At 69.0% G+C, this 23,126-nt stretch carries 27 protein-coding genes, 1 tRNA gene and 1 riboswitch; of the genes, 8 read left to right on the top strand and 20 right to left on the bottom strand.

Annotated elements, in window-relative coordinates:
* Nucleotides 1-179 precede the first annotated feature (179 nt).
* The gene (locus tag ACZ3IC_RS18425; protein WP_467417417.1) at nt 180-527 is read left to right on the top strand and encodes a hypothetical protein; all 348 of its coding nucleotides are present in this window, start codon (nt 180-182) and stop codon (nt 525-527) included.
* A 190-nt stretch (nt 528-717) separates the two neighbouring features.
* Here the strand turns inward: ACZ3IC_RS18425 and ACZ3IC_RS18420 are convergent, their stop codons facing one another.
* The gene (locus tag ACZ3IC_RS18420) at nt 718-1,440 is read right to left on the bottom strand and encodes a DJ-1/PfpI family protein (RefSeq protein WP_467417416.1); all 723 of its coding nucleotides are present in this window, start codon (nt 1,438-1,440) and stop codon (nt 718-720) included.
* Nucleotides 1,441-1,604: 164 nt separating this feature from the next.
* Between ACZ3IC_RS18420 and ACZ3IC_RS18415 the strand changes: the two genes are divergently transcribed.
* Nucleotides 1,605-2,624 (top strand): GlxA family transcriptional regulator, encoded by a 1,020-nt coding sequence (locus ACZ3IC_RS18415; protein WP_467417414.1) that lies wholly within the window; start codon nt 1,605-1,607, stop codon nt 2,622-2,624.
* Between the two features lie 192 nt (nt 2,625-2,816).
* Nucleotides 2,817-3,119, top strand: coding sequence for a hypothetical protein (locus ACZ3IC_RS18410; protein WP_467417412.1), 303 nt, complete (start codon nt 2,817-2,819; stop codon nt 3,117-3,119).
* Nucleotides 3,120-3,343: 224 nt separating this feature from the next.
* Here the strand turns inward: ACZ3IC_RS18410 and ACZ3IC_RS18405 are convergent, their stop codons facing one another.
* Complete coding sequence (locus tag ACZ3IC_RS18405; protein ID WP_467417411.1) at nt 3,344-4,726, bottom strand: DUF445 domain-containing protein; 1,383 nt, start codon at nt 4,724-4,726, stop codon at nt 3,344-3,346.
* Nucleotides 4,727-4,876: 150 nt separating this feature from the next.
* Between ACZ3IC_RS18405 and ACZ3IC_RS18400 the strand changes: the two genes are divergently transcribed.
* Nucleotides 4,877-6,127, top strand: a complete 1,251-nt coding sequence (locus tag ACZ3IC_RS18400) for an SGNH/GDSL hydrolase family protein (RefSeq protein WP_467417409.1) — start codon at nt 4,877-4,879, stop codon at nt 6,125-6,127.
* A gap of 223 nt (nt 6,128-6,350) precedes the next feature.
* Here the strand turns inward: ACZ3IC_RS18400 and ACZ3IC_RS18395 are convergent, their stop codons facing one another.
* The 4 genes from ACZ3IC_RS18395 to ACZ3IC_RS18380 form a co-directional block, all read right to left on the bottom strand.
* Nucleotides 6,351-7,031 (bottom strand): DUF1707 SHOCT-like domain-containing protein, encoded by a 681-nt coding sequence (locus tag ACZ3IC_RS18395; protein ID WP_467417578.1) that lies wholly within the window; start codon nt 7,029-7,031, stop codon nt 6,351-6,353.
* Nucleotides 7,032-7,092: 61 nt separating this feature from the next.
* Nucleotides 7,093-8,127, bottom strand: coding sequence for an ABC transporter ATP-binding protein (locus tag ACZ3IC_RS18390; RefSeq protein ID WP_467417407.1), 1,035 nt, complete (start codon nt 8,125-8,127; stop codon nt 7,093-7,095).
* A 38-nt stretch (nt 8,128-8,165) separates the two neighbouring features.
* The gene (locus ACZ3IC_RS18385; RefSeq protein WP_467417406.1) at nt 8,166-9,047 is read right to left on the bottom strand and encodes an ABC transporter permease; all 882 of its coding nucleotides are present in this window, start codon (nt 9,045-9,047) and stop codon (nt 8,166-8,168) included.
* Nucleotides 9,040-9,840, bottom strand: coding sequence for an ABC transporter permease (locus tag ACZ3IC_RS18380; protein WP_467417576.1), 801 nt, complete (start codon nt 9,838-9,840; stop codon nt 9,040-9,042). Before ACZ3IC_RS18380 ends, ACZ3IC_RS18385 begins: the two co-directional genes overlap by 8 nt.
* Nucleotides 9,841-10,010: 170 nt before the next feature.
* Between ACZ3IC_RS18380 and ACZ3IC_RS18375 the strand changes: the two genes are divergently transcribed.
* Nucleotides 10,011-12,410: a transglycosylase domain-containing protein gene (locus tag ACZ3IC_RS18375; protein ID WP_467417404.1), complete on the top strand. Its 2,400-nt coding sequence runs from the start codon at nt 10,011-10,013 to the stop codon at nt 12,408-12,410.
* Here ACZ3IC_RS18375 and ACZ3IC_RS18370 read toward each other — a convergent pair.
* From ACZ3IC_RS18370 to ACZ3IC_RS18360, 3 genes are all read right to left on the bottom strand, one after another.
* The gene (locus ACZ3IC_RS18370) at nt 12,404-12,724 is read right to left on the bottom strand and encodes a DMT family transporter (protein ID WP_467417403.1); all 321 of its coding nucleotides are present in this window, start codon (nt 12,722-12,724) and stop codon (nt 12,404-12,406) included. The genes ACZ3IC_RS18375 and ACZ3IC_RS18370 overlap by 7 nt on opposite strands.
* 40 nt (nt 12,725-12,764) lie before the next feature.
* A riboswitch (guanidine-III (ykkC-III) riboswitch) is annotated at nt 12,765-12,830 on the bottom strand.
* A 70-nt stretch (nt 12,831-12,900) separates the two neighbouring features.
* Entirely contained in the window at nt 12,901-13,239 is a 339-nt protein-coding gene (locus ACZ3IC_RS18365) for a GroES family chaperonin (protein WP_030923137.1), read from the bottom strand.
* Between the two features lie 61 nt (nt 13,240-13,300).
* Nucleotides 13,301-13,621: a DUF3618 domain-containing protein gene (locus tag ACZ3IC_RS18360; protein WP_467417401.1), complete on the bottom strand. Its 321-nt coding sequence runs from the start codon at nt 13,619-13,621 to the stop codon at nt 13,301-13,303.
* Nucleotides 13,622-13,749: 128 nt separating this feature from the next.
* On the opposite strand from ACZ3IC_RS18360, the gene bcp reads away from it, so the two are divergent.
* Nucleotides 13,750-14,217, top strand: coding sequence for a thioredoxin-dependent thiol peroxidase (bcp, locus tag ACZ3IC_RS18355; RefSeq protein WP_467417400.1), 468 nt, complete (start codon nt 13,750-13,752; stop codon nt 14,215-14,217).
* A gap of 82 nt (nt 14,218-14,299) precedes the next feature.
* A tRNA-Leu gene (locus ACZ3IC_RS18350) sits at nt 14,300-14,375 on the top strand.
* 54 nt (nt 14,376-14,429) lie between these two features.
* On the opposite strand, the gene rdgB is transcribed toward ACZ3IC_RS18350, so the two are convergent.
* From rdgB to ACZ3IC_RS18325, 5 genes are all read right to left on the bottom strand, one after another.
* On the bottom strand, nt 14,430-15,032 hold the full coding sequence (gene rdgB, locus ACZ3IC_RS18345; RefSeq protein WP_467417398.1) for an RdgB/HAM1 family non-canonical purine NTP pyrophosphatase: 603 nt from the start codon (nt 15,030-15,032) through the stop codon (nt 14,430-14,432).
* A 21-nt stretch (nt 15,033-15,053) separates the two neighbouring features.
* Nucleotides 15,054-15,446, bottom strand: coding sequence for a hypothetical protein (locus tag ACZ3IC_RS18340; RefSeq protein WP_467417397.1), 393 nt, complete (start codon nt 15,444-15,446; stop codon nt 15,054-15,056).
* A 123-nt stretch (nt 15,447-15,569) separates the two neighbouring features.
* Entirely contained in the window at nt 15,570-16,307 is a 738-nt protein-coding gene (rph, locus tag ACZ3IC_RS18335; RefSeq protein ID WP_467417395.1) for a ribonuclease PH, read from the bottom strand.
* 113 nt (nt 16,308-16,420) lie between these two features.
* Entirely contained in the window at nt 16,421-16,654 is a 234-nt protein-coding gene (locus tag ACZ3IC_RS18330; RefSeq protein ID WP_467417393.1) for a PTS sugar transporter subunit IIB, read from the bottom strand.
* A 264-nt stretch (nt 16,655-16,918) separates the two neighbouring features.
* Nucleotides 16,919-17,671, bottom strand: coding sequence for an MBL fold metallo-hydrolase (locus ACZ3IC_RS18325; RefSeq protein ID WP_467417392.1), 753 nt, complete (start codon nt 17,669-17,671; stop codon nt 16,919-16,921).
* Between the two features lie 177 nt (nt 17,672-17,848).
* Here ACZ3IC_RS18325 and ACZ3IC_RS18320 point away from each other — a divergent pair, with 177 nt between their 5' ends.
* Nucleotides 17,849-18,355 carry a type II toxin-antitoxin system PemK/MazF family toxin gene (locus ACZ3IC_RS18320; RefSeq protein WP_467417391.1) on the top strand — a complete coding sequence of 169 codons (507 nt, stop codon included), beginning with the start codon at nt 17,849-17,851 and terminating at the stop codon, nt 18,353-18,355.
* Between the two features lie 241 nt (nt 18,356-18,596).
* Here the strand turns inward: ACZ3IC_RS18320 and ACZ3IC_RS18315 are convergent, their stop codons facing one another.
* The 6 genes from ACZ3IC_RS18315 to ACZ3IC_RS18290 form a co-directional block, all read right to left on the bottom strand.
* A complete protein-coding gene (locus ACZ3IC_RS18315; protein ID WP_467417389.1) occupies nt 18,597-19,547 on the bottom strand; it encodes a PLP-dependent cysteine synthase family protein in 951 nt (316 codons plus the stop codon).
* The gene (locus tag ACZ3IC_RS18310; RefSeq protein WP_467417388.1) at nt 19,547-19,825 is read right to left on the bottom strand and encodes a MoaD/ThiS family protein; all 279 of its coding nucleotides are present in this window, start codon (nt 19,823-19,825) and stop codon (nt 19,547-19,549) included. The genes ACZ3IC_RS18315 and ACZ3IC_RS18310 overlap by 1 nt, the downstream gene beginning before the upstream one ends.
* A 103-nt stretch (nt 19,826-19,928) precedes the next feature.
* Complete coding sequence (locus tag ACZ3IC_RS18305; protein WP_467417386.1) at nt 19,929-20,054, bottom strand: putative leader peptide; 126 nt, start codon at nt 20,052-20,054, stop codon at nt 19,929-19,931.
* A gap of 143 nt (nt 20,055-20,197) precedes the next feature.
* Nucleotides 20,198-20,629: a M67 family metallopeptidase gene (locus ACZ3IC_RS18300; protein ID WP_351201419.1), complete on the bottom strand. Its 432-nt coding sequence runs from the start codon at nt 20,627-20,629 to the stop codon at nt 20,198-20,200.
* A gap of 137 nt (nt 20,630-20,766) precedes the next feature.
* Nucleotides 20,767-22,206 (bottom strand): amino acid permease, encoded by a 1,440-nt coding sequence (locus ACZ3IC_RS18295; protein WP_467417384.1) that lies wholly within the window; start codon nt 22,204-22,206, stop codon nt 20,767-20,769.
* A 328-nt stretch (nt 22,207-22,534) separates the two neighbouring features.
* The gene (locus tag ACZ3IC_RS18290; protein WP_467417383.1) at nt 22,535-23,119 is read right to left on the bottom strand and encodes a DUF2017 domain-containing protein; all 585 of its coding nucleotides are present in this window, start codon (nt 23,117-23,119) and stop codon (nt 22,535-22,537) included.
* Nucleotides 23,120-23,126 lie beyond the last annotated feature (7 nt).

Raw genomic sequence — 23,126 nt, 5'->3', positions numbered from 1 at the left:
ATGCGTGAAAACCGCAGCGGCGGTCAACTCGGCGCCCGAGGTGCATGACCCACATGGCCGTCGGCAGAACCGATTCAGCAGCTCCTTCCGGGTGACGGAAACCCGAATCTGACAGTAACTGCAGGTCAGCGGCACAAGCTTGGGCCGGTTCCGTTTTTCCCGCTCAAGGAGTGCCCTTCATGCGTCTTCGTTCCACCGTGGCTGCCGCCTTCGGCGCACTCGCGCTCATCGTGGCTGTGCCGTCCTCGGCCAATGCGGCCTCCGGTGAATTCAGCTACACGTACACCGGTCTCGACGGCTCCCCGCAGGTCGGCTTCCTGTTCGACCCGCCGAGCGGGGTGTGCATCACCCTGCCCGAGGTCGCCGACCCCGGTTCCTCGAACCCCGCCCACACTCCGTGGAACCACACCGACGCAACCGCCGTTGTCTTCACCGGTGTCGACTGCGAGGGCGACTTCTTCTCTCTCCGGCCGCTCGGCGGCCACGCCTCCAGCCGACTGAAGCTCCGTTCCGTCGTCTTCAGCTGATCCCGCCACCACCGCACAGACCGAGAGAGGGGCCGTCCCGGGGGCGGCCCCTCTCTCATGCGGGAAATGAGGTCCGGTCGTCGCCACTCGCCGAGGCTGGACATCGGACCAAGACCTTCGGTCAGGCCGTCGCCCACGGTCTGGCGTTCGCCGCGCAGGCGGATGTCCCGCGCCGACGGCGCGCTGTCACTCATCTGCTCAGGCGCGCCAGCAGGGCTGGGTGGTCAACGAGGGCGTTCTGGAGCAGTTGCCGGGCGAAGGGGGTGTACTGACCGGTGTCGGCCGCCGTCCAGTCGATCGGGCCGAAGGGCGGCTCGGGGTCGTACTCGATGAACAGCTGGACCATACGCGCGACCTCGCTGCCGGCGAGGCGACCGACGAGGTGCAGTGCCATGTCGATGCCGGCCGAGACTCCGGCGGCGGTGATGAAGTGCGCGTCCTCGACCCAGCGCCGGGTGACCGGTGTTGCCCCGAAGCGGGCGAGCAGGTCGCGGTACATCCAGTGCGTGGTGGCCTTGCGGCCTTCCAGGAGGCCGGCCGCCGCGAGCAGCAGCGAGCCGGTGCACACGGAGCCGACGATTTGGGACCGCGCTGCGGCGTCGCGCAGATTCCGCAGCAGGCTCTCGTCGGCCATCGCGGCAAGGGTGGGGACGAGGCCGCCGGGCACGATCATTGCGTACGGATCCGGCATGTCCTCGAAGATGTGGCTGGGTACCAGGTGCAGCGGGGTGTCGCTGGCCATCGGCTCGATTCGCTCGCCGACCACGACGGTGCGGTAGCCGGGGACCAGATCGCCCAGTACCGCGAAGACCTGCAGCGGGCCGACGATGTCCAGCGGGGTGAGGCCGGGATACAGCACGAAGGCGATGGTCTTCACCGGGGCCTCGGAGGGCGCGGGCGAGGTTTCGGTCATGGAAGGACTCCTGAGTGTCGATGGGTGGACGTTCGCCGGGGGGCCGACTGCCACCTTGAGAACAACCCTCACCCACCGCCGCCATCGGAGACGGAAACCTCCGAGGCCCATGTCTGAAATCCTGGGATACCAGTCCTGAAGACAGGTTGGGTAACGTCGTCGGCATGACGAAAGCTGTCCGCCACCGCGTGGTGGTCGTGGCCTACGACGATGCCGAACTCGTGGAGATCGCCTGCGTGACCAGCGCCTTCGACGGCTCGAACCGCCTCGGTGCGAGTCCGCCGTACGACGCCTGCCTGGTCACACCCGGGGGCCGTCCGGTGCGCTGCTCCTCAGGACTCGTCCTGGGAGGGCAGGCGGCGCTGGAGCGTACCCGCGGGCCGATCGACACGCTGTTGGTGGTCGGCGGGCCGGGCCACGCTGCGGCAGCTCAGAACACCTCGCTGGTCGAGCATGTCCGCCGCCTGGCCGGTGTCAGCCGTCGGGTGGCGTCGGTGTGCACGGGCGCGAGTGTGCTGGCGGCGACGGGGCTGCTCGACGGCCGACGCGCAACGACCCATTGGGCGTTCGCCCGCGACCTGGCGCAGCGCTACCCGGCCGTCCATGTCGATGCCGCTCCGCTGTACCTCCGCGACGAGCACGTCTGCACGTCGGCCGGGGTCACCGGAGCACTCGACCTCACCCTCGCGTTCGTCGAGGAGGACCATGGCCCGGCCCTGGCGCGGTCGCTGGCCCGGATGATGGTGACCTACCTCCAACGATCGGGCAACCAGGCCCAGATCAGCACGTTCGTCAACGCACCGGCCCCGGAACACCGGACCGTGCAGCGGACTGTCGAGCACGTCATGGAGCATCTGGACAGCGATCTCGGCACGACCGCGCTCGCCGCGCTCGCGGGTGTCAGTGGACGTCACCTGGCTCGGCTGTTCCTCGGCCACGTCGGACAGACACCGGCGCAGTTTGTACGGACCGCCCGCGTCGAGGCGGCCTCACAGCTCCTCGTCTCCACGGCACTGCCGCTGGCTTCGATCGCGAGGCGCTGCGGGTTCAGCTCCGCCGAGACGATGCGGCAGGTGTTCCTGGACCACTACGGGACTACACCCAGCCGGCACCGCGCGGTCCACAGCACTGGTCGCGGCGCTCCCTGCAACGAGCAGCACGATCCCCCGGCGGGTCAGGCGTAGGTGCGGAAGGTAACCGGGAGTCCGTGCCCGCCGTGGGGCAAGGGCGCGGCACAGGGGTGCGCGTCTGTTCACCCTTCAGGGGGTAAACGCATGTGCACTCCCTCGGCGGCAGAAAGCCCGGGCGTCGCGTTAGCCTCGAAGATCCGGGCTCCACGTCCGGACAACTCAGACAAGAAGGCGGAGGTGGCTGCGATGACGAAGGTTCCGGCAGCGGCGGTGGCGGCGAGCGGGCTGGTCGGCGGGTACGCCGTCGCACGGTGGACCAAGAAGCGACCGCTGGGCGGGGTCGCCCTGGCCGGCGCGGGTAGCGTCGCCGCGTACGAGTGGAACCGGCAGGCCGGACCGCGCGCGGCCGTCGGGCTGACCACCGCGTATGTCGCCGCGTTCGCCGGCTCGCACCCACTGGCCAGGAAGATCGGCGCGTGGCCCGCCGTCTTCGCCGTGGCGGGCGGCGTGGCCGCCGCGTCCTGGGCGGTCACCCGCCGGGCCGCCTGAATCGCGTACGGATTGCCGGAAATTATCTGCCGGACGCGTTGAACGCGGGCGGGATCAGGAGCGTATACAAGGGCATCCCCCGTGTAAGCCGGGTGCGTATCCCCACGGCAGGACGGGTACGCACCCGGAGCCCTCTCCGGGAACCGGCCCCTCTCCAGGAACGCGGAAGGCCCGGAACCCTCAAGGTTCCCGGGCCCTACGCCCCGTGCTTTACACCCCGTGCCCTACGCCCCCAGCGCCAACGACACCGAATAGATCATCAGCCCCGCCAGCGCACCCACCACCGTGCCGTTGATCCGAATGAACTGCAGGTCACGGCCGATGTGCGCCTCGATCTTCTTCGACGTCTGGTCCGCGTCCCAGCTCGCGACCGTGTCACTGATCAGCGACGTGATCTCCGCGCGGTACGTCGTGACGACATAGACCGCCGCGTCCTCCAGCCAGCCCTCCAGCTTGGCCTGCATCCGCCCGTCCGTCGCCAGCCGCGCGCCGAACGTCAGCAGTGAGGCCCGCGCCCGCAGCCGCAGCTCGCTCTGCTCGTCCTCCGCCGCCGCGATCATCATCGTGCGCATCGACGACCAGGCCGACGCGATGACGTCCTGGACCTCACCGCGCCCCAGAATCTCCGACTTCAGCCGCTCGACCCGCGCCCGGGTGTCGGAGTCTGTCTGGAGGTCGGCCGCGAAGTCCGTCAGGAAGGTGTCGATCGCGTCGCGCGCCGGGTGCTCCGGCATGTCCCGCATCTCCGTGATGAAACGCAGCAGTTCCTTGTAGACCCGCTCCCCCACCCGCTTGTCGACGAACCGAGGCGTCCAGCCCGGCGCCCCGCCCTGCACCGCGTCCATCACCGAATCGCCGTGCAGCACCAGCCAGTCGTGGGCGCGCACACAGATCAGGTCCACCATCCTGCGGTGGCCGCCGTCGGCGACGATCTTCTCCAGCATCTTGCCGAGGCCGGGGGCGATCTCCGCCGCATTGGCCCGCCGGGTGATCGCCTCAGCCACCACCGCCTGCACATCGGAGTCCCGCAGCACCGTCAGCGCACCGCGCAGCGCGGTCGACAGCTCGGCGGTGACCCGGTCGGCGTGAGCCGGCTCGGCGAGCCAGGCCCCGAGCCGGCCACCGATACCGAGGGCATGGATACGGCTCCGTACGACATCACCGGAGAGAAAATTCTCGCCGACGAAGGAACCCAAAGAGGCTCCGAGCTGGTCCTTTTTGGTGGGGATGATGGCAGTGTGCGGAATCGGCAGGCCGAGCGGACGCTTGAACAGCGCCGTGACGGCGAACCAATCGGCCAGCGCACCCACCATCCCCGCCTCGGCGGCCGCGGCGACGAAGCCCGGCCAGCCACCCACACCCGCGTTCTTCGCCCAGGTGGCGAGGACGTACACGAGCGCGACCAGCAGAAGGAGGCCCGTGGCCGTGGCCTTCATCCGGCGTACGCCGCGCCGCTTCTCCTCGTCCGCCGCGGTGTACGCGAACGAGGCCAGGGAGGCCGGGCGGCCACCGGGCACGGGACGGGCCGCGCCCGCCGCCCGCTCCCGGGCACGCCCCGGCTGCCCCACACCCTGTTCCCCGGGTCCGGTCCGATCGATCCGTTCCATCCGCTCCACCCGTCCGCGTACGCATCGCCCCCGGTGTCCCGTACGCATTGTCCATACCTGACCTACTCCCGGGCCACACGCCGAGTTCCCGACGCCTTCCCTGCCCCATCATGAGATCAGCCCGATCGACCACGAGGAGACACACCACCCATGCCCAGGCGCCAGGGGCCAGCCCTGCCCATCGCCCTCGTGGCCGGCACCACCGCGCTCGCCGCCGGCGTGGCGTTCGCCGGCTCCCTGCTCTTCTCCGGCTCCGGCACCCGGTCGCAGCAGATCACCGCACCCGATCCGCGGTCCGTGGCCCGTACGCCCGCCGCACCGGCCCGCTCCACCGACCTCTGGACCGGCACCTGGGCGGCGGCGCCCACCGTCGGCGTGATCGACACGTACAACGGCAGCGACCTGACCCGGCGCACCATCCGTAACGTCGTGCACACCAGTATCGGCGGTGACGCGGCCCGCATCACCCTCTCCAACCTCTTCGGTACGCACCCGCTGGTCATAGACCACGCCACGGTGAACAGCCGCCCCGTGACCTTCCGGGGCGCCGCCGCCACGACCGTCGCCGCGGGCGGGCAGATCGTCAGCGACCCGGTCGTCGTCCCGGTCGCCGCCGACGCCGATCTTGTCGTCACCCTGCGCACCCCCGCGGCCGAGGGCCCCGTCACCATCCACCCCGGCGCCCACCAGACGTCGTACGTGGAGGACGAGCGGGGCACCCGGCGCACCACCGACTGGCGCTACCTCACCGCCGTCGACGTACGCAACGAGACCGCCGCCGGAACGATCGCGGTGATCGGCGATTCGCTCACCGCGGGCACCGGCTCCACCCTCGACGCGAACAGCCGCTGGCCCGACGTGCTCGCCGACCGGCTGCACGGCCGGTACGGAGTGGTCAACGCGGGCATCGCGGGCAACCGTATTCTGCGCGACGGACGCGGCGTACGGGCGAGCGCCCGCTTCGACCGCGACGTACTGGATGTCGCCGGGGTGAAGACCGTCGTCATCGCGCTCGGCATCAACGACGTACAGCAGTTCCCGCAGGAGACCGACGCGCAGCGCATCGCGGACGCCCTGCGGTCCATGACCCGGCAGGCCCACGCGCGCGGGCTGCGGGTCGTCGGGGCGACGCTGATGCCGTACGAGGGGTTCCGCACCTGGACACCCGCGCAGAACGCCGTACGGGAACAGGTCAACGAGCTGATCCGGGCAGGCGGGATCTTCGACTCGGTCATCGACTTCGACGAAGCGGCCCGCGATCCGTACCACCCGACCCGGCTCCTGCCCGCCTACGACTCCGGCGACCATCTCCACTTGAACGACACGGGCTACCAGCGGCTGGGCTCACTGGTGGACCTTTCTGCCCTGCGGAACAACGGGCCCGCCTCCGACGAGCTGTGACGACGGCCGGTGGCCAGGTAGTCGGTTCGACGGCCGGATGTCGACGGCCGGTGGTCGACGGCTGGTGGTCGACGGCTGGTGGTCGGTGGTCGACGGCCGGTGGTCGGTGGTCGACGGCCGGTGGTCGGTGGTCGACGGCCGGTGGTCGGTGGTCGACGGCCGGTGGTCGGTGGTCGACGGCCGGTGGTCGACGGCCGGTGGCCGTCTCGGACTCAGTCGTGGCTCAGTCGTCGGACCGGTCCGACGGCCCCCGGCCTTTCTCCAGTCGGCCCCGCGTCCGCTCCGCGTCCCTCAGCCGCTGCTTCTCCGCCTTGCTCCGCTTGCGCTCCACTCCGACACCGCCCATCAGCGCGAAGCCGTTGATCCGCACCCGCGGGGAGCCCGGGGACACGATCCCCTCGTCCTTCGCGTGCTCACCGAAGCCGCCCATGATGCCGATGCCCCTGACGTCGGCGTTCAGCTCCGGCGGGACCGTCACCTGGATACCGCCCATGATCGTGACGCAGCGGATGACCACCTCGCGGTCCTCGAAGTTCGCCTCACGGAGATCGATCTCGCCACCGCCCCACATCGCGAACGCGGTGAACTTCCGGCCCACCGTCCAGTTTCCCCGGCGGCTGAACCCTCCCCAGAACGCGAACGCCCCGCTCGACGTGGCGGGCCTGCCGATGCGGTCCGCCCAGCGCACCGCCGAACCGGTCGGCACCGGGGCCGAACCCAACGGGGCCACTTCCGTGCCCGGCGCCGGAAGGTCGCGGACGAGCGGTTCCAACTCCCCATGCGTACGCGCCTTGTAGGCCGCTTCGAGCCGCTGCTCGAACTCCTCCATCTCCAGCCGACCTTCGGCCACCGCCTCGCGCAGGGTCTCGGCAACACTCTCACGCTCGGCATCGGAAGCACGCATGTCCGGCAGGTCACTTGTCATACCGCACAGCCTATTGAACGCGTACGCTTCCGTCACCGATCTACATGTCGCCGACCGACGCGTACATCTTCGCGATCACAGCCTCGATGTCGGGCTCCCGCACAGAAAGGTCGACCAGCGGGTAGTCCGCCGCGATCCGGGCGACCAGCGGCGCGGCCGAATCCGAGGCCGGGAAGGCCAGCCACTGGCGCGGCCCCTCCACCTTCACAGTACGGACCGAGGGTGCCGACTCCAACTGGATCGGGGGGAGTTGACGATCCAGATCGACCACCAGCGTCCGCTCGCTCTCGCCCACCTCGTGGAGTCCGGCGAGCGTCCCGTCGTACATCAGCCGGCCGTGGTCGATCACCATCACGCGCTTGCAGAGCTGCTCGATGTCCGTCAGATCGTGGGTGGTGAGCAGCACGGTCATACCTCGCTCGACGTTCAAGTCCCGCAGGAATCCGCGGACTTTGGCCTTGGAAACGACATCCAGGCCGATCGTCGGCTCGTCCAGGTACAACACCTCGGGGTCGTGCAGCAGAGCCGCCGCGATGTCGCCGCGCATCCGCTGACCCAGCGACAGCTGCCGTACGGGTACGTCCAACAGCTCGCCCAGATCGAGGAGTTCGATACAACGATCCAGATTCTCCCGATAGCGGGCGTCGGGAATCCGGTACATCCGATGCATCAGCCGGTACGAGTCGCGCAGCGGCAGGTCCCACCAGAGCGTGGTGCGCTGGCCGAACACCACACCGATCCGGTGCGCCAGCCTCGTACGCTCCCTGGACGGGTCGATGCCTGCCACTCGCAGCCGGCCGCCGCTCGGGGTGAGGATGCCGGTCAGCATCTTGATCGTGGTCGACTTCCCGGCACCGTTCGGGCCGATGTAGCCGACCATCTCGCCGCGCGGGACGCGGAAGCTGATGGAGTCGACGGCCCGCACCTGGCGGCGTTCACTGCGCATGAAGCCGGTCTTGCGGCGCACGTCGAAGACCTTTTCGACGTTGTCGAGCACGATGAGGTCGGTGTCGATGTCGGTTTCGGTGCCGGTTTCGGTTCCGGTTTCGGTTCCGGTGCCTGTCCTTGCTTTCATGTTCGATGCCCTTGCCCTTGCCTTGCTCGGTTTTTCCGTCAACTTCCCGTGCTGCGGTACGCGCGCAGCCCCGAGCGCCAGGCCAGGCCCGCGAGCAGGCAGCACAGGCCCGCCACCACCGGGGGCAGGAACGCCACCCAGTCCGGCAGGGCAAGCGGGTAGTCCCGGCCCAGCACATACAGCGCGGGCAGCCAGTTCACGAAGGCCAGCGGCACCACGAACGTCACCCCGCGCACCAGGTCCTTCGCGAAGATCGACGGCGGGTACTGGAGCAGCGTGTTCCCTCCGTACGTGAAGGAGTTCTGCACCTCGGAGGCGTCCTGCGAGACGAACTGGAACGCCGCCCCGGCCACGTACACCGCCGCGAAAATCGCCGCCCCGCTCAGCAGCATCATCGGAATCATCGCCACCTTCAGCGGAGTCCACGCGATGTCCAGCGTCACCAGCGCGTACCCGAGGACCAGCGCCCCCTGGGTGATCCGCCCCAACCTGCGCAACGCGAACCGGTCCGCCGCGACCTGGGCGAGCACCGGCGCCGGCCGTACCAGCAGCGTGTCCAGCGTGCCGTCGCGCACCCGCCGCCCCAGTCGGCCCATCGAGCCCATCACCAGGTCGGCAAGACCGAACGCGGTACCCGAGGCCCCGTACAGCAGCGCGATCTCCGCCAGCGTGTAACCACCCAGCGCGTCCACGTGCTGGAACATCAGCAGGATCGTGACGAAGTCGAAGGCGGTCACCGCGAAGTTCCCGAACGCCGTCATCGCGAACGAGGCGCGGTACGCCATCGTCGAGCGCAGCCACATCGCCACGATCAGCCCGTACGCCCGGACCCCTTCGACGAGCCTCGACCGCTCGACGAACACCACCTCGGGCGTGTCCGCCGCCTCGGCCACCTTCACCGCACCGGCCGTTTCAGCCACCCTGGACCACCACCCTCCTCGTCGCCACCGACTGCACCAACCGCCCCGCGAACAGCAGCGTCAGCGCCCAGCCGCCCTGGAAGACGTACGCCTCCACCAGCCCCCACCCCGTGCTCTTGCCGAGCAGCACATCGGCCGGCACCTGGAGCAGCGACGACCACGGCAGCACCCGCGCCACATCGCCCAGCGCCCCGGGGAACAGCGTCAGCGGCAGCAGCATCCCGGAGAAGAACATCCCGGCCAGGGCCGTCATCTGCGACACTCCCGCCCCGTCCAGCAGCCAGAACGCGGACAGCGCCACCAGATAGCGGATCGCGAAACTGACCACGACACCGAGCGCCACCGAGACGAGAAAGGCCAGCCAGATCCCCGGCGAGGCGGGCAGCGCCAGATCGAAGGCGAGCGAGCCCAACAGCATCGGCACGATACCGCGGCCCACCAGATGGAACGCCGCCCGCCCCAAGTCGCTGGCCAGCCACCACAGTTGGAGATCCACCGGCCGGTAGAGATCCACCGCGACATCGCCCGTGCGGATCCGCTCGATCAGCTCGTCCTCGAAACCGCCGCCCATCATGGCGCAGGTCATCAGCAGCGCCTGACCCAGCCACACATAGGTGAGCGCCTGGGACATGTCGTAACCGCCGAGTTGCGAACGCTCGTCCCACAGCGCCACCCAGGCGTACGCCATGATGAAACCGAAAACAGTGTTGGTGAACACTCCCGCCGCCGTCGCGGTCCGGTAAGTGGCGTAGCGCCGGAACCCTCCCGCCGCCACCACCGCGTACAGGCGCACCGCATTCACCCCCATCTCCCGGGCGCCCAACGGCGTTGGACACCAAAGCACGAGACCCTAGTCCAGCCCAGACGGCCGCCGCGACCGCTTTTCGGGGGTCGATCCGGCGCTTATTCCACAGAAAAGGGCACTATGGGGGAACTGACCGCGGCCGAGGAGTCTGCACAGACATGAGCGACGAGCCACAGCAGCCGAACGGGGGACACGAGCCCCGGGGCTGGTCCTACAGGGACCCGTCCGCCCACGGCAGCCACAGCGGAGAGCAGGCCGGCGAAGGCAGCAGGGGACAGAAGCCCAAGCGCACCGGCTGGCGTCGCGTCGTCCCCACCTGGCGCATGGTCCTCGGCACCGTCCTCGCCGTCGCGCTGCTCCTCATCGGCGGCTTCATCGCCGGATACCAGCTCGTCGACATCCCGCCCGCCAACGTCAGCGCCACCGCGCAGTCCAACGTCTACCTCTACAAGGACGGCAGCGTCATCGCCCGCTCGGGCGAGGTCAACCGGGAGAACGTCGAGCTCGCCCAGGTCCCGCTCACCGTCCAGCACGCGGTCCTCGCCGCCGAGGACCGCGACTTCTACTCCGAACGGGCCGTCGACCTCACAGCCATGGCCCGCGCCGCCTGGAACACCCTCACCGGCAAGGGCAAACAGGGCGGCTCGACCATCACCCAGCAGTACGTCAAGAACTACTACCTCGGCCAGGAACAGACCATCGTCCGCAAGATCAAGGAGTTCTTCATCGCGGTCAAACTCAACCGCGAGCAGTCCAAGAGCCAGATCCTCGAGGGCTACCTCAACACCAGCTACTTCGGCCGCAACGCCTATGGCATCCAGGCCGCCGCGCAGGCCTACTACGGCAAGGACATCGGCGACATCACCACCGCCGAGGGCGCCTACCTCGCCTCCCTGCTCAACGCCCCCAGCGCGTACGACGTCGTCGTCCACCCCGAGAACAAGGCCTCGGTCCTCGCGCGCTGGAACTACGTACTCGACGGCATGGTCAAGGAGAAGTGGCTCAGCCCCGGCGAACGCGCCGCCATGGAGTTCCCGGTACCCGGCAAGGTGAAGCCGTCCACCGGGCTCGCCGGACAACGCGGCTACATCGTCCAGGCCGTCGAGGACTACCTCACCGGCAACCAGGTCATCGACGAGAACACCCTGGCCACCGGCGGCTACCGGATCACCACCACACTGGAGAAGGAAAAACAGAACGCGCTCGTCAAAGCCGTCGACGACAACGTCATGTCCCAGACGAGCACGGACCGCGAGGTCGATCGCAACATCCGCGTCGGCGGCGCCTCCATCGACTCCGCCACCGGCCGGGTCGTCGCCATGTACGGCGGCGTCGACTACACCAAGCAGTACGTGAACAACGCGACCCGCCGCGACTACCAGGTCGGCTCCACCTTCAAGCCGTTCGTCTTCACCTCCGCCGTCGCCAACAATTCCATCACCCAGGACGGTCGGCGCATCACCCCCAACACCGTGTACGACGGCACCAACAAACGCATGGTTCAGGGCCCCGACGGCCCCACCGGATACGCCCCCGCCAACGAGGACGACGTCAGCTACGGACCCATCACCGTCCGCACCGCCACCGACAAGTCCGTCAACGCCGTCTACGCCCAGATGGCCGAGGACGTCGGCCCCGGCATGGTCAAGCGGACCGCCATCGACCTCGGCATCCCCGAGAACACCCCCGACTTCACCGCATCACCGTCCGTCGCTCTCGGCGTCGCCACCGCCAGCGTCCTCGACATGGCCGAGGCGTACGCCACCCTCGCCAACCACGGCAGGCACAGCGCGTACACCCTCGTCGACAGGATCAGCAAGGGCGGCGAGGACCTGGACCTTCCCTCCAGGCACACCGAACGGGCCGTCAGCCGCGAGGCCGCCGACACCACCACCTCGATCCTCCGCAGCGTCGTCGAGGACGGCACCGGCACCGCCGCCCAGGGCGCCGACCGTCCCGCCGCGGGCAAGACAGGCACCGCCGAGGAGGACAAGGCGGCCTGGTTCGCCGGCTACACGACCGACCTCACCACCGTCATCGCCATCATGGGCCAGGACCCCGACACCGGCGTGCAGAAACCGCTCTACGGAGCACTCGGACTGGCCCGCATCGGCGGCGGCGGCGCACCCGCCGAGACCTGGGCCCAGTACACCGAGGCCGCCCTGCGCGGCACCGCCGTCGAGGACTTCGACCTCATCCTCGAAGAAGGCGCCGACGAGACCGCACCGCCCACCGGGCAGAACACCAGCCCCGGCTACACCGAGGCACCGTCCCAGCCCCCTTCCAGCGCCCCGCCCAGCAGTCCCGGGAGCACCCCGCCCGGCAGCCCGACGAGTCCCGGGAGCAGCGAACCCGCCACCGGTGGCACGAACACCGGCAGCCCAACCGTCGGCGGAACGGAGAACGGCGGCGGAATCAACGGCGTGGAGAACGGCGGGCCCCGCGGCAGCGACAACGGCGGCGTGGAGATCGGCGGGCCCCGCGGCAGCGACAACGGCGGCGAGGGCGGCTACGACTTCCTCCCGGGCCCCTCGGGCACCCCGGCACCGCGTCAGTGACCCGAGGTCACCTTCAGCCCCACGACGGCCACCAGCAGCAGACAGATGAAGAATATTCGGGCTGCGGTCACCGGCTCATTGAGCACCACCATGCCGAGCAGCGCCGCACCGGCGGCACCGATACCGACCCACACGCCGTACGCCGTACCGATCGGCAGCGTCTTGGCGGCCTGGGACAGCAACACCATGCTCATCACGATCCCGAGACCCGTGAACACACTCGGCCACAGCCGGGTGAACCCCTCGGTGTACTTCAACCCGATCGACCAGGCCACTTCCAGCAGACCGGCGACAATCAGCAGAACCCACGCCACGACAGCACCTCCGACAAGACAGAACACGCGAACAACAGGGGGTGCGTCGTCTTTGCATATCCCGGTACGGCGCGTCTCGTCGGGGGTCACTCAACCGTAGCAAAGAACAGGTAAAAGGCCTGGTGACACTGGTCACCAGGCCTTACGTCGGTCACTGCCGCGGACGGCCCGCAGATCTACAGATACAGGCCGGTCGAATCCACCGACCCCTCGAACCGGTCCGCCGCCACCGCATGCAGATCCCGCTCGCGCATCAGCACGTACGCCACACCCCGCACCTCGACCTCCGCACGGTCCTCGGGGTCGTACAGCACGCGGTCGCCGGGCTCCACCGTCCGCACGTTCTGCCCCACGGCAACCACCACGGCCCAGGCCAGTCGGCGGCCGACCGCGGCCGTCGCCGGAATCAGAATGCCGCCGCCGGAACGCCGCTCGCCCTCCGGCGTATCGGACCGGACCAGCACACGGTCATGCAGCATGCGGATGGGCAGCTTGTCGTCGGTGTTCTCGCTCACGCCCCGCAACCTACCTGCCCACCGAGGCTCCGCACGCCTCCGGGGTCCACGGGCGTCCGCATCAACTCTTCCGGCGCCGCTTCGACACCACGAGCAGACCCACCACACCCACCGCGAGCATCGCCGCCGGAACCACCCGCTCCAGACGCGGAGCACCGTCCTCGGACACAAACTGCACCTTCATGTCCGACACCGTCCGGTTCACCGCGACAAAAGCCCGCCCGGCCGTCCGGTCCACGGCCTCGGCGGCCTTGGCCTTCGCATCACCCATGATCGTCTTCGGGTGCATGCGCACCCCGATCTCATCGAGCACCACCGCGAGCTGCTCACGCCTGCTGATGATGTCCGCCTCGATCTGCGCAGGGGTCCTGGCATCCGACACTGCGCCGCCTCCGTGGTTCTCGTCCGGTAAACCTTCATCGACAGTCTGTCAGCTCGACCGACCACTCACCCGGCGGCACCCCTATTACGCTCGGTCCCGTACACCCCATGTACCACCTGAGGAGAACCATGAGCGAGCGACTCCAGCCCGGCGACACCGCCCCCGCCTTCACCCTCCCCGACGCCGACGGCAACGAGATCTCGCTCGCCGACCACAAGGGCCGCAAGGTCATCGTCTACTTCTACCCGGCCGCCCTCACCCCCGGCTGCACCAAGCAGGCCTGCGACTTCACCGACAACCTCGACCTGCTGGCCGGCGCCGGATACGACGTCATCGGCGTCTCCCCCGACAAGCCCGAGAAGCTCGCCAAGTTCCGCGAGAAGGAAAGCCTCAAGGTCACTCTGGTCGGCGACCCCTCCAAGGAGACCCTTGAGGCGTACGGCGCCTTCGGCGAGAAGAAGCTCTATGGCAAAACAGTGACCGGCGTCATCCGCTCCACAATCGTCGTCGACGAAGAGGGCAAGGTGGAACGGGCCCTCTACAACGTCAAGGCCACCGGCCACGTAGCCAAGATCATCAAAGATCTCAGCATCTGAAAGCTGAACCCGCCGACGACGGACCCGGACGACCGAAACCTTCTCGAAGCGACGCCACGGCGCACAGTAGAGTGGGGTCCGAGGGTCCGTACCCCAGCTGGCCTAGAGGGCGCCGGTTTAGGTCCGGTGTGTCGTGGGTTCGAGTCCCACCGGGCCCACAGGTAAGAAGAGGTCGTCGCCTTCGTCTCGAAGACGACGACCTCTTCTTGGTCTCACCCCACCAGCTCCCGCACCACCGGCACCAGCGCCCGGAACGCCTTGCCCCGGTGGCTGATCGCGTTCTTCTCCGCCGGGGTCAGTTCCGCGCAGGTGCGGGTGTCGCCCTCCGGCTCGAGGATCGGGTCGTAGCCGAAGCCGTTCGTGCCGGACGGGGTGTGGCGCAGGGTGCCCGTCAGGCGGCCCTCGACCACGCGTTCCGTGCCGTCGGGGAGGGCGAGGGCTGCCGCGCAGGCGAAGTGGGCCCGGCGGTGGGGGTTGTCGATGTCGGCAAGCTGGGCCAGGAGAAGGTCCAGGTTGGCCCGGTCGTCGCCGTGGGTGCCGGCCCAGCGGGCGGAGAAGATGCCGGGGGCACCGCCGAGTACGTCCACGCAGAGGCCGGAGTCGTCGGCGATGGCGGGGTGGCCGGTGGCCTCGGCGAGGGCGTGGGCCTTGAGGAGGGCGTTCTCGGCGAAGGTGACACCGGTTTCCTTGACGTCGGGGACGTGGGGGTACTCCTCCGCGCCGACGAGTTCATGGGTGAGGCCTGCGTCGGCGAGGATCGCGCGGAGTTCGTTGATCTTCCCGGCGTTGCGGGTGGCGAGGATGAGGCGGGTCATGTCACCCAGTATCGGGGGTGGTCAGGGCGTGCAGACCTTGCCGATTTCCGTGGCGGCGTCGGTGACCGGGGTGATGTCGGGGGTGGCGTCGCCCTTGTCGATGGAGTCGCGGACGTTACCGACGCCGGACCGGAGGTCGTCGACGGCCTTGCTGAGGTCGGCGTTGTCGGTCTTGTCGCCGAGGTTGCCGAGTTCCTTCTCGATGTCGTCGAGGGCTTCGGACGCCTGGGTGGGATCGTTCGAGGCGTTGGAGACAGCCTGCTGGAGGTTGTCGACGCTGGTGGCGATGGCGTCGGCGGTGCGGACACAGTCGAGTGCCGTGTCCACGGCGCCGCAGCCGACTGCCGCGGTGAGGGTGACGGCGGTCAGGGTCAGCGCGACGGTGATGCGGCGGTGGCGGGCGGCCTTGGCCATGGTTCGGTTCCTCCCCGGATGCGGATACGCGGACGGGCGCACGGTTCGACCCGTGCGCCCGTGTTCGTAACGACGCGCTGTGGTGCGTACTTGGTTGCTTCTTCACCCGCGTCGAGCGGGGAACTACTCGCCGAGGGTGCGGGCGAGGGCGTCGTTCTGGAAGACGGTGAGGTCTGCGCAGCCTGCGGTGGCGAGGTCGAGGAGGGCGCCCAGTTCCTTGCGGTCGAAGGGGGTGGCCTCGGCGGTGCCCTGGACTTCGACGAAGCGGCCGTCGCCGGTGCAGACGACGTTCATGTCGGTCTCGGCGCGGACGTCCTCCTCGTAGCAGAGGTCGAGGAGGGGGGTGCCGTCGACGATGCCGACACTGATCGCGGAGACGGTGTCGGTCAGGGGCTTGCGGCCGTGCTTGACGAGCTTCTTGTGCTGGGCCCAGGTGACGGCGTCGGCGAGGGCGACATAGGCGCCGGTGATGGCGGCGGTGCGGGTGCCGCCGTCGGCCTGGAGGACGTCGCAGTCGAGGACGATGGTGTTCTCGCCGAGGGCCTTGTAATCGATGACGGCGCGCAGGGAGCGGCCGATGAGCCGGCTGATCTCGTGGGTGCGGCCGCCGATCTTGCCGCGTACGGATTCGCGGTCGCCCCGGGTGTTGGTGGAGCGGGGCAGCATGGAGTATTCGGCGGTGACCCAGCCTTCGCCGCTGCCCTTGCGCCAGCGGGGGACGCCTTCGGTGACGGAGGCGGTGCAGAAGACCTTGGTGTCGCCGAAGGAGATGAGTACGGAGCCTTCGGCGTGCTTGCTCCATCCGCGTTCGATGGTGACGGGGCGGAGCTGTTCGGGGGTGCGGCCGTCGATACGAGACATGGTGTCGACTTTATCGGGTGAAGGGTGGCGCCCGTTCGGGTGCGGCATAGGCCCCGTCCGGGTGGTCGGGGCCTGCGGGGTGCTGAGCCGTTCGGCTCAGGTCCGGCGGCCGGTCACATCATGTCTTCGATGTCGGCGGCGATGGGGTCGGCGTCGGTGCCGATGACGACCTGGATGGCAGTGCCCATCTTGACGACACCGTGGGCTCCGGCGGCCTTGAGCGCGGCTTCGTCGACCTTGCCGGGGTCGTGCACCTCGGTGCGGAGGCGCGTGATGCAGCCTTCGATCTCGTCGATGTTCTCGATACCGCCGAGCCCGGCGACGATCTTCTCAGCCTTGCTGGCCATGGCCTTCTCCCTGGTTGTTCACATGCATGCGACGGCCCACCCTGGGTCCGTTTCGTCACGGTAACGCACGTTTTGCCCAGCTTCTCGGGCGGGCAACTGGACCGTTCCCAACGACGACGATCACTGGCGCCCTGCCTTCCGGGCGGGTTACGCACCGCACCTCAACCGGCCTGTACCAGCGCGGCCTCATCCGGTGCACGACGAGGCCCTCGCCTTCCCGGTAAGAAGGTGAGGGCCTCGTCGTGCACCGGATGTGCGGTACGGCTAGATCTCGTAGACCGCGCCCGGTGCCGCCACCGCCACCGGCCCGCCGTAGAGCAGGCGGGCATCGGCCAGGTTGCGGTCGGCGTCGGTCCACGGCGGGATGTGGGTGAGGACGAGCCGTCCCACTCCGGCGCGGGCAGCGACCCCGCCCGCCTCACGGCCGTTGAGATGGAGGTCCGGGATGTCCTCCTTGCCATGGGTGAACGACGCTTCGCAGAGGAACAGATCGACGCCCTCGGCAAGTTCGCCCAAGGCTTCGCAGGGACCCGTGTCACCGGAGTACGTGAGCGAGCGTCCGCCGTGCTCGATCCGGATGGCGTAGGAGTCGACGGGGTGGCAGACCTTCTCCGTACGGACCGAGAAGGGGCCGATCTCGAACGAGCCGGGCTTCAGCGTGTGGAAGTCGAAGACCTCGCTCATCGCCCGCTCGGACGGGGTGTCGGCGTGGGCGGTGGTCAGCCGCTGCTCGGTGCCGTCGGGGCCGTAGACCGGGATGGGGCTGGGACGGCCCCCGTCGTGCCGGTAGTAGCGGACGACGAAGTACGCGCACATGTCGATGCAGTGATCGGCATGGAGGTGGCTGAGGAAGATGGCGTCGAGGTCGTAGAGACCGACATGGCGCTGCAGCTCGCCGAGGGCTCCGTTGCCCATGTCGAGGAGCAGCCTGAAGCCGTCGGCCTCTACGAGGTAGCTCGAACACGCTGATCCCGCGGACGGGAACGAGCCGGAGCAGCCGACGACGGTGAGCTTCATGAAGCGTGAACCTCCGAGACGTGGGAACGGGGAGGGTTCGTGCGGTCTGTTGAACGGTTCGTCGAGCCTAAGGCGCGAAACAGCCGGTCGCTCCTCCACGGCCGTCCGTTGTGGGGGAACTCACCTGCTCTGTCACCGGTTCGATGGAAGAGGCGGGGACGTCGGTACGGTCGAGACATGGACATGTCCTGGTGGTGGATCGCGTTTGCCGTTGTCGTCCTGCTCGCGCTCGTGGTGGCGCTCGCCGATGGGCGGTGGCGGGGCGAGCAACGGCCGCGGGGCCGCTTCGGCAGGTCGGCGGGTAAGCGCTCCGGCGGGCGTCCGGGCGGGCGGACACGTCCGCCGGCGGGGCCGGGACGCGGGCCGGGACCGGAGCGCGGGCCGCGGCCGGGTGAGATCTGGTGGGCCGAGGTGCCGTACGAGGACGGGCCCGGGGCGAAGGACCGGCCCTGTCTGGTGTTGTCGGTACGGGGTGACTCGGCGGTGGTCGCGAAGATCACCAGCAAGCATCCTGAGGAGCGGCCCGGGGTGATCGCACTGCCTGCGGGGACGGTGGCGGATGCGCGGGGGCGGGCGAGCTTCCTGGAGACGGATGAGTTGCGGGAGGTTGCCGTGCGGGGGTTCCGGCGGCGGGTGGGGGTGGTGGATCCGGGGGTGTGGGAGCGGGTGCGGGGCCTTGGGTGAGGTGGGGCGGGGAGGCGGTGGGGGCGGGGGGTGAGAGCGCGGCCATGAACGGCTTGGTGTCTCCCTAGCCACGTCGAACCACACGTCCTGAGCGATGTCCCGGGCCGGCGGGCGGGACGGGCGCCCGCGGCGGGCTGGTCCCCTGCCCGCCCCTTCCCGTGACCGGGGCTCCGCCCCGGACCCTGCTCCCCGGTCACCGGGCGGGCCTGATCTTCCGGCCCGTCCGGCGATTCGGTACGGGCTACGCCCAGAGCTGGCCGTGCAGCGTTTCGATGGCCGCTTCCGTCGTCGGGGCCGTGTAGACGCCCGTCGACAGGTACTTCCAGCCGCCGTCCGCGACGACGAAGACGATGTCGGCCGACTCCCCCGCCTTGACGGCCTTGTTTCCCACCCCGATCGCGGCGTGGAGTGCGGCACCGGTGGAGACGCCCGCGAAGATGCCCTCCCGCTGGAGGAGTTCGCGAGTACGGGTGACGGCGTCCACCGAGCCGACGGAGAAGCGGGTGGTGAGGACCGAGGCGTCGTAGAGCTCGGGCACGAAGCCCTCGTCGAGGTTGCGGAGCCCGTAGACCAGGTCGTCGTAGCGCGGCTCGGCGGCGACGATCTTGATGTCGGGTTTGTGCTCGCGCAGGTAGCGGCCGACACCCATGAGGGTGCCGGTGGTGCCGAGACCCGCCACGAAGTGGGTGACGGACGGGAGGTCGGTGAGGATCTCCGGGCCGGTGGTGGCGTAGTGGGCACCTGCGTTGTCCGGGTTGCCGTACTGGTAGAGCATGACCCAGTCGGGGTGCTCGGCGGCCAGCTCCTTGGCGACGCGTACGGCCGTGTTGGAGCCGCCCGCCGCCGGGGAGGAGATGATCTCGGCACCCCACATGGCGAGCAGGTCGCGCCGTTCCTGGGAGGTGTTCTCCGGCATGACGCACACGATGCGGTAGCCCTTGAGCTTGGCCGCCATGGCGAGCGAGATGCCGGTGTTGCCGCTGGTGGGCTCCAGGATCGTGCAGCCGGGGGTCAACCGGCCGTCCTTCTCGGCCCGTTCGACCATGTGGAGCGCGGGGCGGTCCTTGATCGAGCCGGTGGGGTTGCGGTCCTCCAGCTTGGCCCAGATCCGGACGTCGTCCGACGGTGACAGCCGCGGCAGGCGGACGAGCGGGGTGTTGCCCACTGCGGCGAGCGGGCTGTCGTACCGCATCAGTTCATGCCGCCGGCGACGGCCGGGAGGATGGTGACGCTGTCGCCGTCGCTGAGCTTGGTGGAGATGCCGTCGAGGAAACGGACATCCTCGTCGTTGAGGTAGACGTTCACGAAGCGGCGGAGTTCATTGCCGTCGACGATGCGCTCACGGATGCCGTTGTGGCGGCTGTCCAGGTCCGTGAAGAGGTCGGCGAGGGTCTCCCCGTTGCCCGCGACGGTCTTGGCGCCGTCGGTGTAGGTGCGGAGGATGGTCGGAATGCGGACCTCGATGGCCATGGCGTGGGCTCCTGTCGAAAGCGGAGAGGTGGCGCAGAGCGCGCGGCTCTGCCCCCGCGCGGGGGTTGGTGCGTACGTGTGGTGCTCGGGCCGCGAGCCCGGCTCAGGCCTTGCGGCCGGCGGGCAGGCGGCTCGTACAGATCGCGCTGGAGAGCCTGCACAGGTCGACGTGCAACCGCGCCACGAGCAGCGTGCCCGGCGTCCTGTCGCTCACGTCATGGGGAACCATGCGGTCATCGTATCGATTCCCGGTCCGTGATCCGGAATGTGATCTCACCTGATGGATGGCTGGCGTTCGACAGGTGGACGGGCCCGCGGTGGGCCCGGTCCCGTCCGGTCGGTGGAGTGCCGGGGTCGGGCGGTTCGAGGAGGTCAGGCAGCCTCGTACGCCTCGACGACCTCGACGTCCTCCTCGGTGATCTCGCCGTCCACGATGCGGTACGAGCGGAACTGGAAGGGGCCCGCGTCGTCGGTGTCCGCGGTGGAGACGAGGACGTAGTGGGCGCCGGGTTCGTTGGCGTACGTGACGTCGGTGCGGGAGGGGTAGGCCTCGGTCGCGGTGTGGGAGTGGTAGACGATCACCGGCTCCTCGTCGCGGTCGTCCATCTCGCGGTAGAGCTTGAGGAGGTCGCCCGAGTCGAACTCGTAGAAGGTGGGTGAGCGGGCGGCGTTGAGCATGGGGATGAACCGTTCGGCGCGGCCGGTTCCGGCCGGGCCCGCGACCACGCCGCACGCCTCGTCGGGGTGGTCGGCGCGGGAGTGCGCGACGATCTGGTCGTAGAGCGCCTGGGTGATGGTCAGCATGGCGCCCAGGATAGGCATGCGGGCCCCGGTGTACCGAGGTGTGGTACGCCGGGGCCCGCATGGTGGACGCGGCCGTTGCGGCGGCCGGTCGTCCGAGGACGGTTCAGGGGTGGGTGGGGCCTCGTGCGGCCGTGGTCTCAGTTCTTCGCGAAGGCCTTGTTCTCGGGGTTACGGGCCTTGAGCACCAGGTACGAGACGCCGAGAATCACCGCCCAGAGCGGAGCGCAGTACAGCGAGACCCTGGTGTCCTTGTCGATGCCCATCATCACGATGACCAGGCCGATGAAGGCCAGTGCGAAGACGCTGGTGTACGGGGCGCCGGGGGCCCGGAAGGTGGACTGCGGGAGCACACCGCGGTCGGCGAGGGCGCGGTAGCGGATCTGGCAGATGAGGATCATGATCCAGGCCCACATGCCGGAGATGGTGGCGAAGGAGACGACGTAGGTGAAGGCGTCGCCGGGCCACTGGTAGTTGATCCAGACGCCGACAAGCATCAGGGCGGCGGAGAAGGTGGTGCCGATGAGCGGGGTGCCGTTCCTCGTCAGTCTGGTGAAGAACTTCGGGCCCTGGCCGTTGAGCGCGAGGTCGCGGAGCATGCGGCCGGTGGAGTACATGCCGGAGTTGCAGGAGGAGAGGGCCGCGGTCAGCACGACGAAGTTGACGATGCCGGCGCCGACGCCGAGGCCCATCTTCTGGAAGGCGGCGACGAACGGCGAGATGCCGGGCTGGAACTCGGTCCACGGGACCACGGAAAGAATCATGATGAGGGCGCCGACGTAGAAGACGGCGATGCGCCACGGCACGGTATTGATGGCCTTGGGCAGGACGGTCTTCGGGTCCTTGGACTCGCCCGCGGTGACGCCGACGAGTTCGACGGCGAGGAAGGCGAACATCACGATCTGCAGGGTCATCAGCGTGCCGCCGATGCCCTTGGGGAAGAAGCCGCCATCGGCCCAGAGGTGGGTGACGGACGCGGTGTCCCCGGCGTCGGAGAAGCCGAGGGTGAGAATTCCGGCACAGATGAGGATCATGCCGACGATGGCGGTCACCTTGACCATCGAGAACCAGAATTCGAGTTCCCCGAAGAGCTTTACGGAGATCAGGTTCACGCCGTAAAGGATGACCGTGAAGATCAGCGCCGACACCCATGGGGGAATGTCGAACCAGAATGTCATGTACTGGGCGGCCGCGGTGACTTCGGTGATTCCGGTGACGACCCAGAACAGCCAGTAGGTCCAGCCGGTGACAAAGCCGGCGAAGGGGCCGACGAATTCGCGGGCGTACTCCGAGAAGGAACCCGACACCGGGCGGTACATGAGGAGTTCACCCAGGGCCCGCATGATGAAGAAGATCACCAGGCCCGCGACGGCATAAGCCAGGATGAGACTGGGGCCGGCCTTGGCGATCGCCTTTCCCGCGCCGAGGAAGAGGCCCGTGCCGATGGCCCCGCCGATGGCGATCATCTGGATCTGGCGGGCACCGAGGGCCCGCCGGTATCCCTCGCCCGCCGTTTCGGCATCCGCGACCGCTGCGGCCTTGCGGCCACCCTGTCCCTCGTCGACCTGCGCCGATGTCATGTGCTGCGCCTCTCTCCACGCCGCTCCGCGCCGTCGAGGCTGCGGATCCGGTCCTGATCCCCCGGATATGGATGGAGTGCCGCCGGCGGTCACCGGCCTGTAGCGCCCTCGGAAACAGGGGTGGCTTCCCCACGTGGTCGTGAAGGTTTTTCACGGGCACACGGGCGATCCACCGGACATTATGTGGCGCACACCACAGGAAGAAGCGGACAAGGCTTTCCAGCCGCTGCAAAAAAGACCGTTCGGGTGACGGGATCGTCATTCGGGTTTGAGCGACCGTTGAGCGAACACAAGGCGCGCGTACTCGGGAATCCCGCGTGCGCGGGGACTACGGCATCAGGGTTTCCACGAGGGTTTCCTGAAGCGCACCGAGCCAGAGATAGGCCATGACCATCGGCTTGCGCGGGTCGCTGTCGGGAAGCCGGTAGAGCGAGTCGGCCTCGTCCTCGTCGTCGTCGGACACCTCCAGGCGGGTGCCGATGGTGAGCCGGAGGTCATTGAGGGCGCCGAGCCACTTACGGCATTCGTCGCCGGTGAGCTCCAGCACGGCGCTGCCGTCCCCGGCGATGGAGAGGGCGTCCAGGGTGCGTACGACGGTGAGGGCGTCATCGCGCTTGCGGGTGCGCAGATCGTTCTCGGTGAAGCGGCGGAACTCGGCGGAAGCGGCGCGCAGTTCGCTGTCCTCGTTGCCGTACGCCTCGGGGAAGAGCCGGGCCAGCGCAGGGTCGGTGGGCGGTTCGCTGGGCCCCTCGGCGAAGAGGGCGGCGAGCGGGTCCTCGCCCTCGGCGCGTTCGTCGCCGGGGCCGATCAGTTCCAGCAGCTGGACGGCGAGGGAGCGCAGAATCGCGATCTCCACCTCGTCGAGCGCGACGGCCGCGCCGCCGCCGGGGGTGGCCTCGAAGTGGCCGGCCATGGGTTTA

This window comes from Streptomyces sp. NPDC002958 (assembly GCF_055563255.1).
This window is presented reverse-complemented; position numbering and strand designations above follow the sequence as displayed.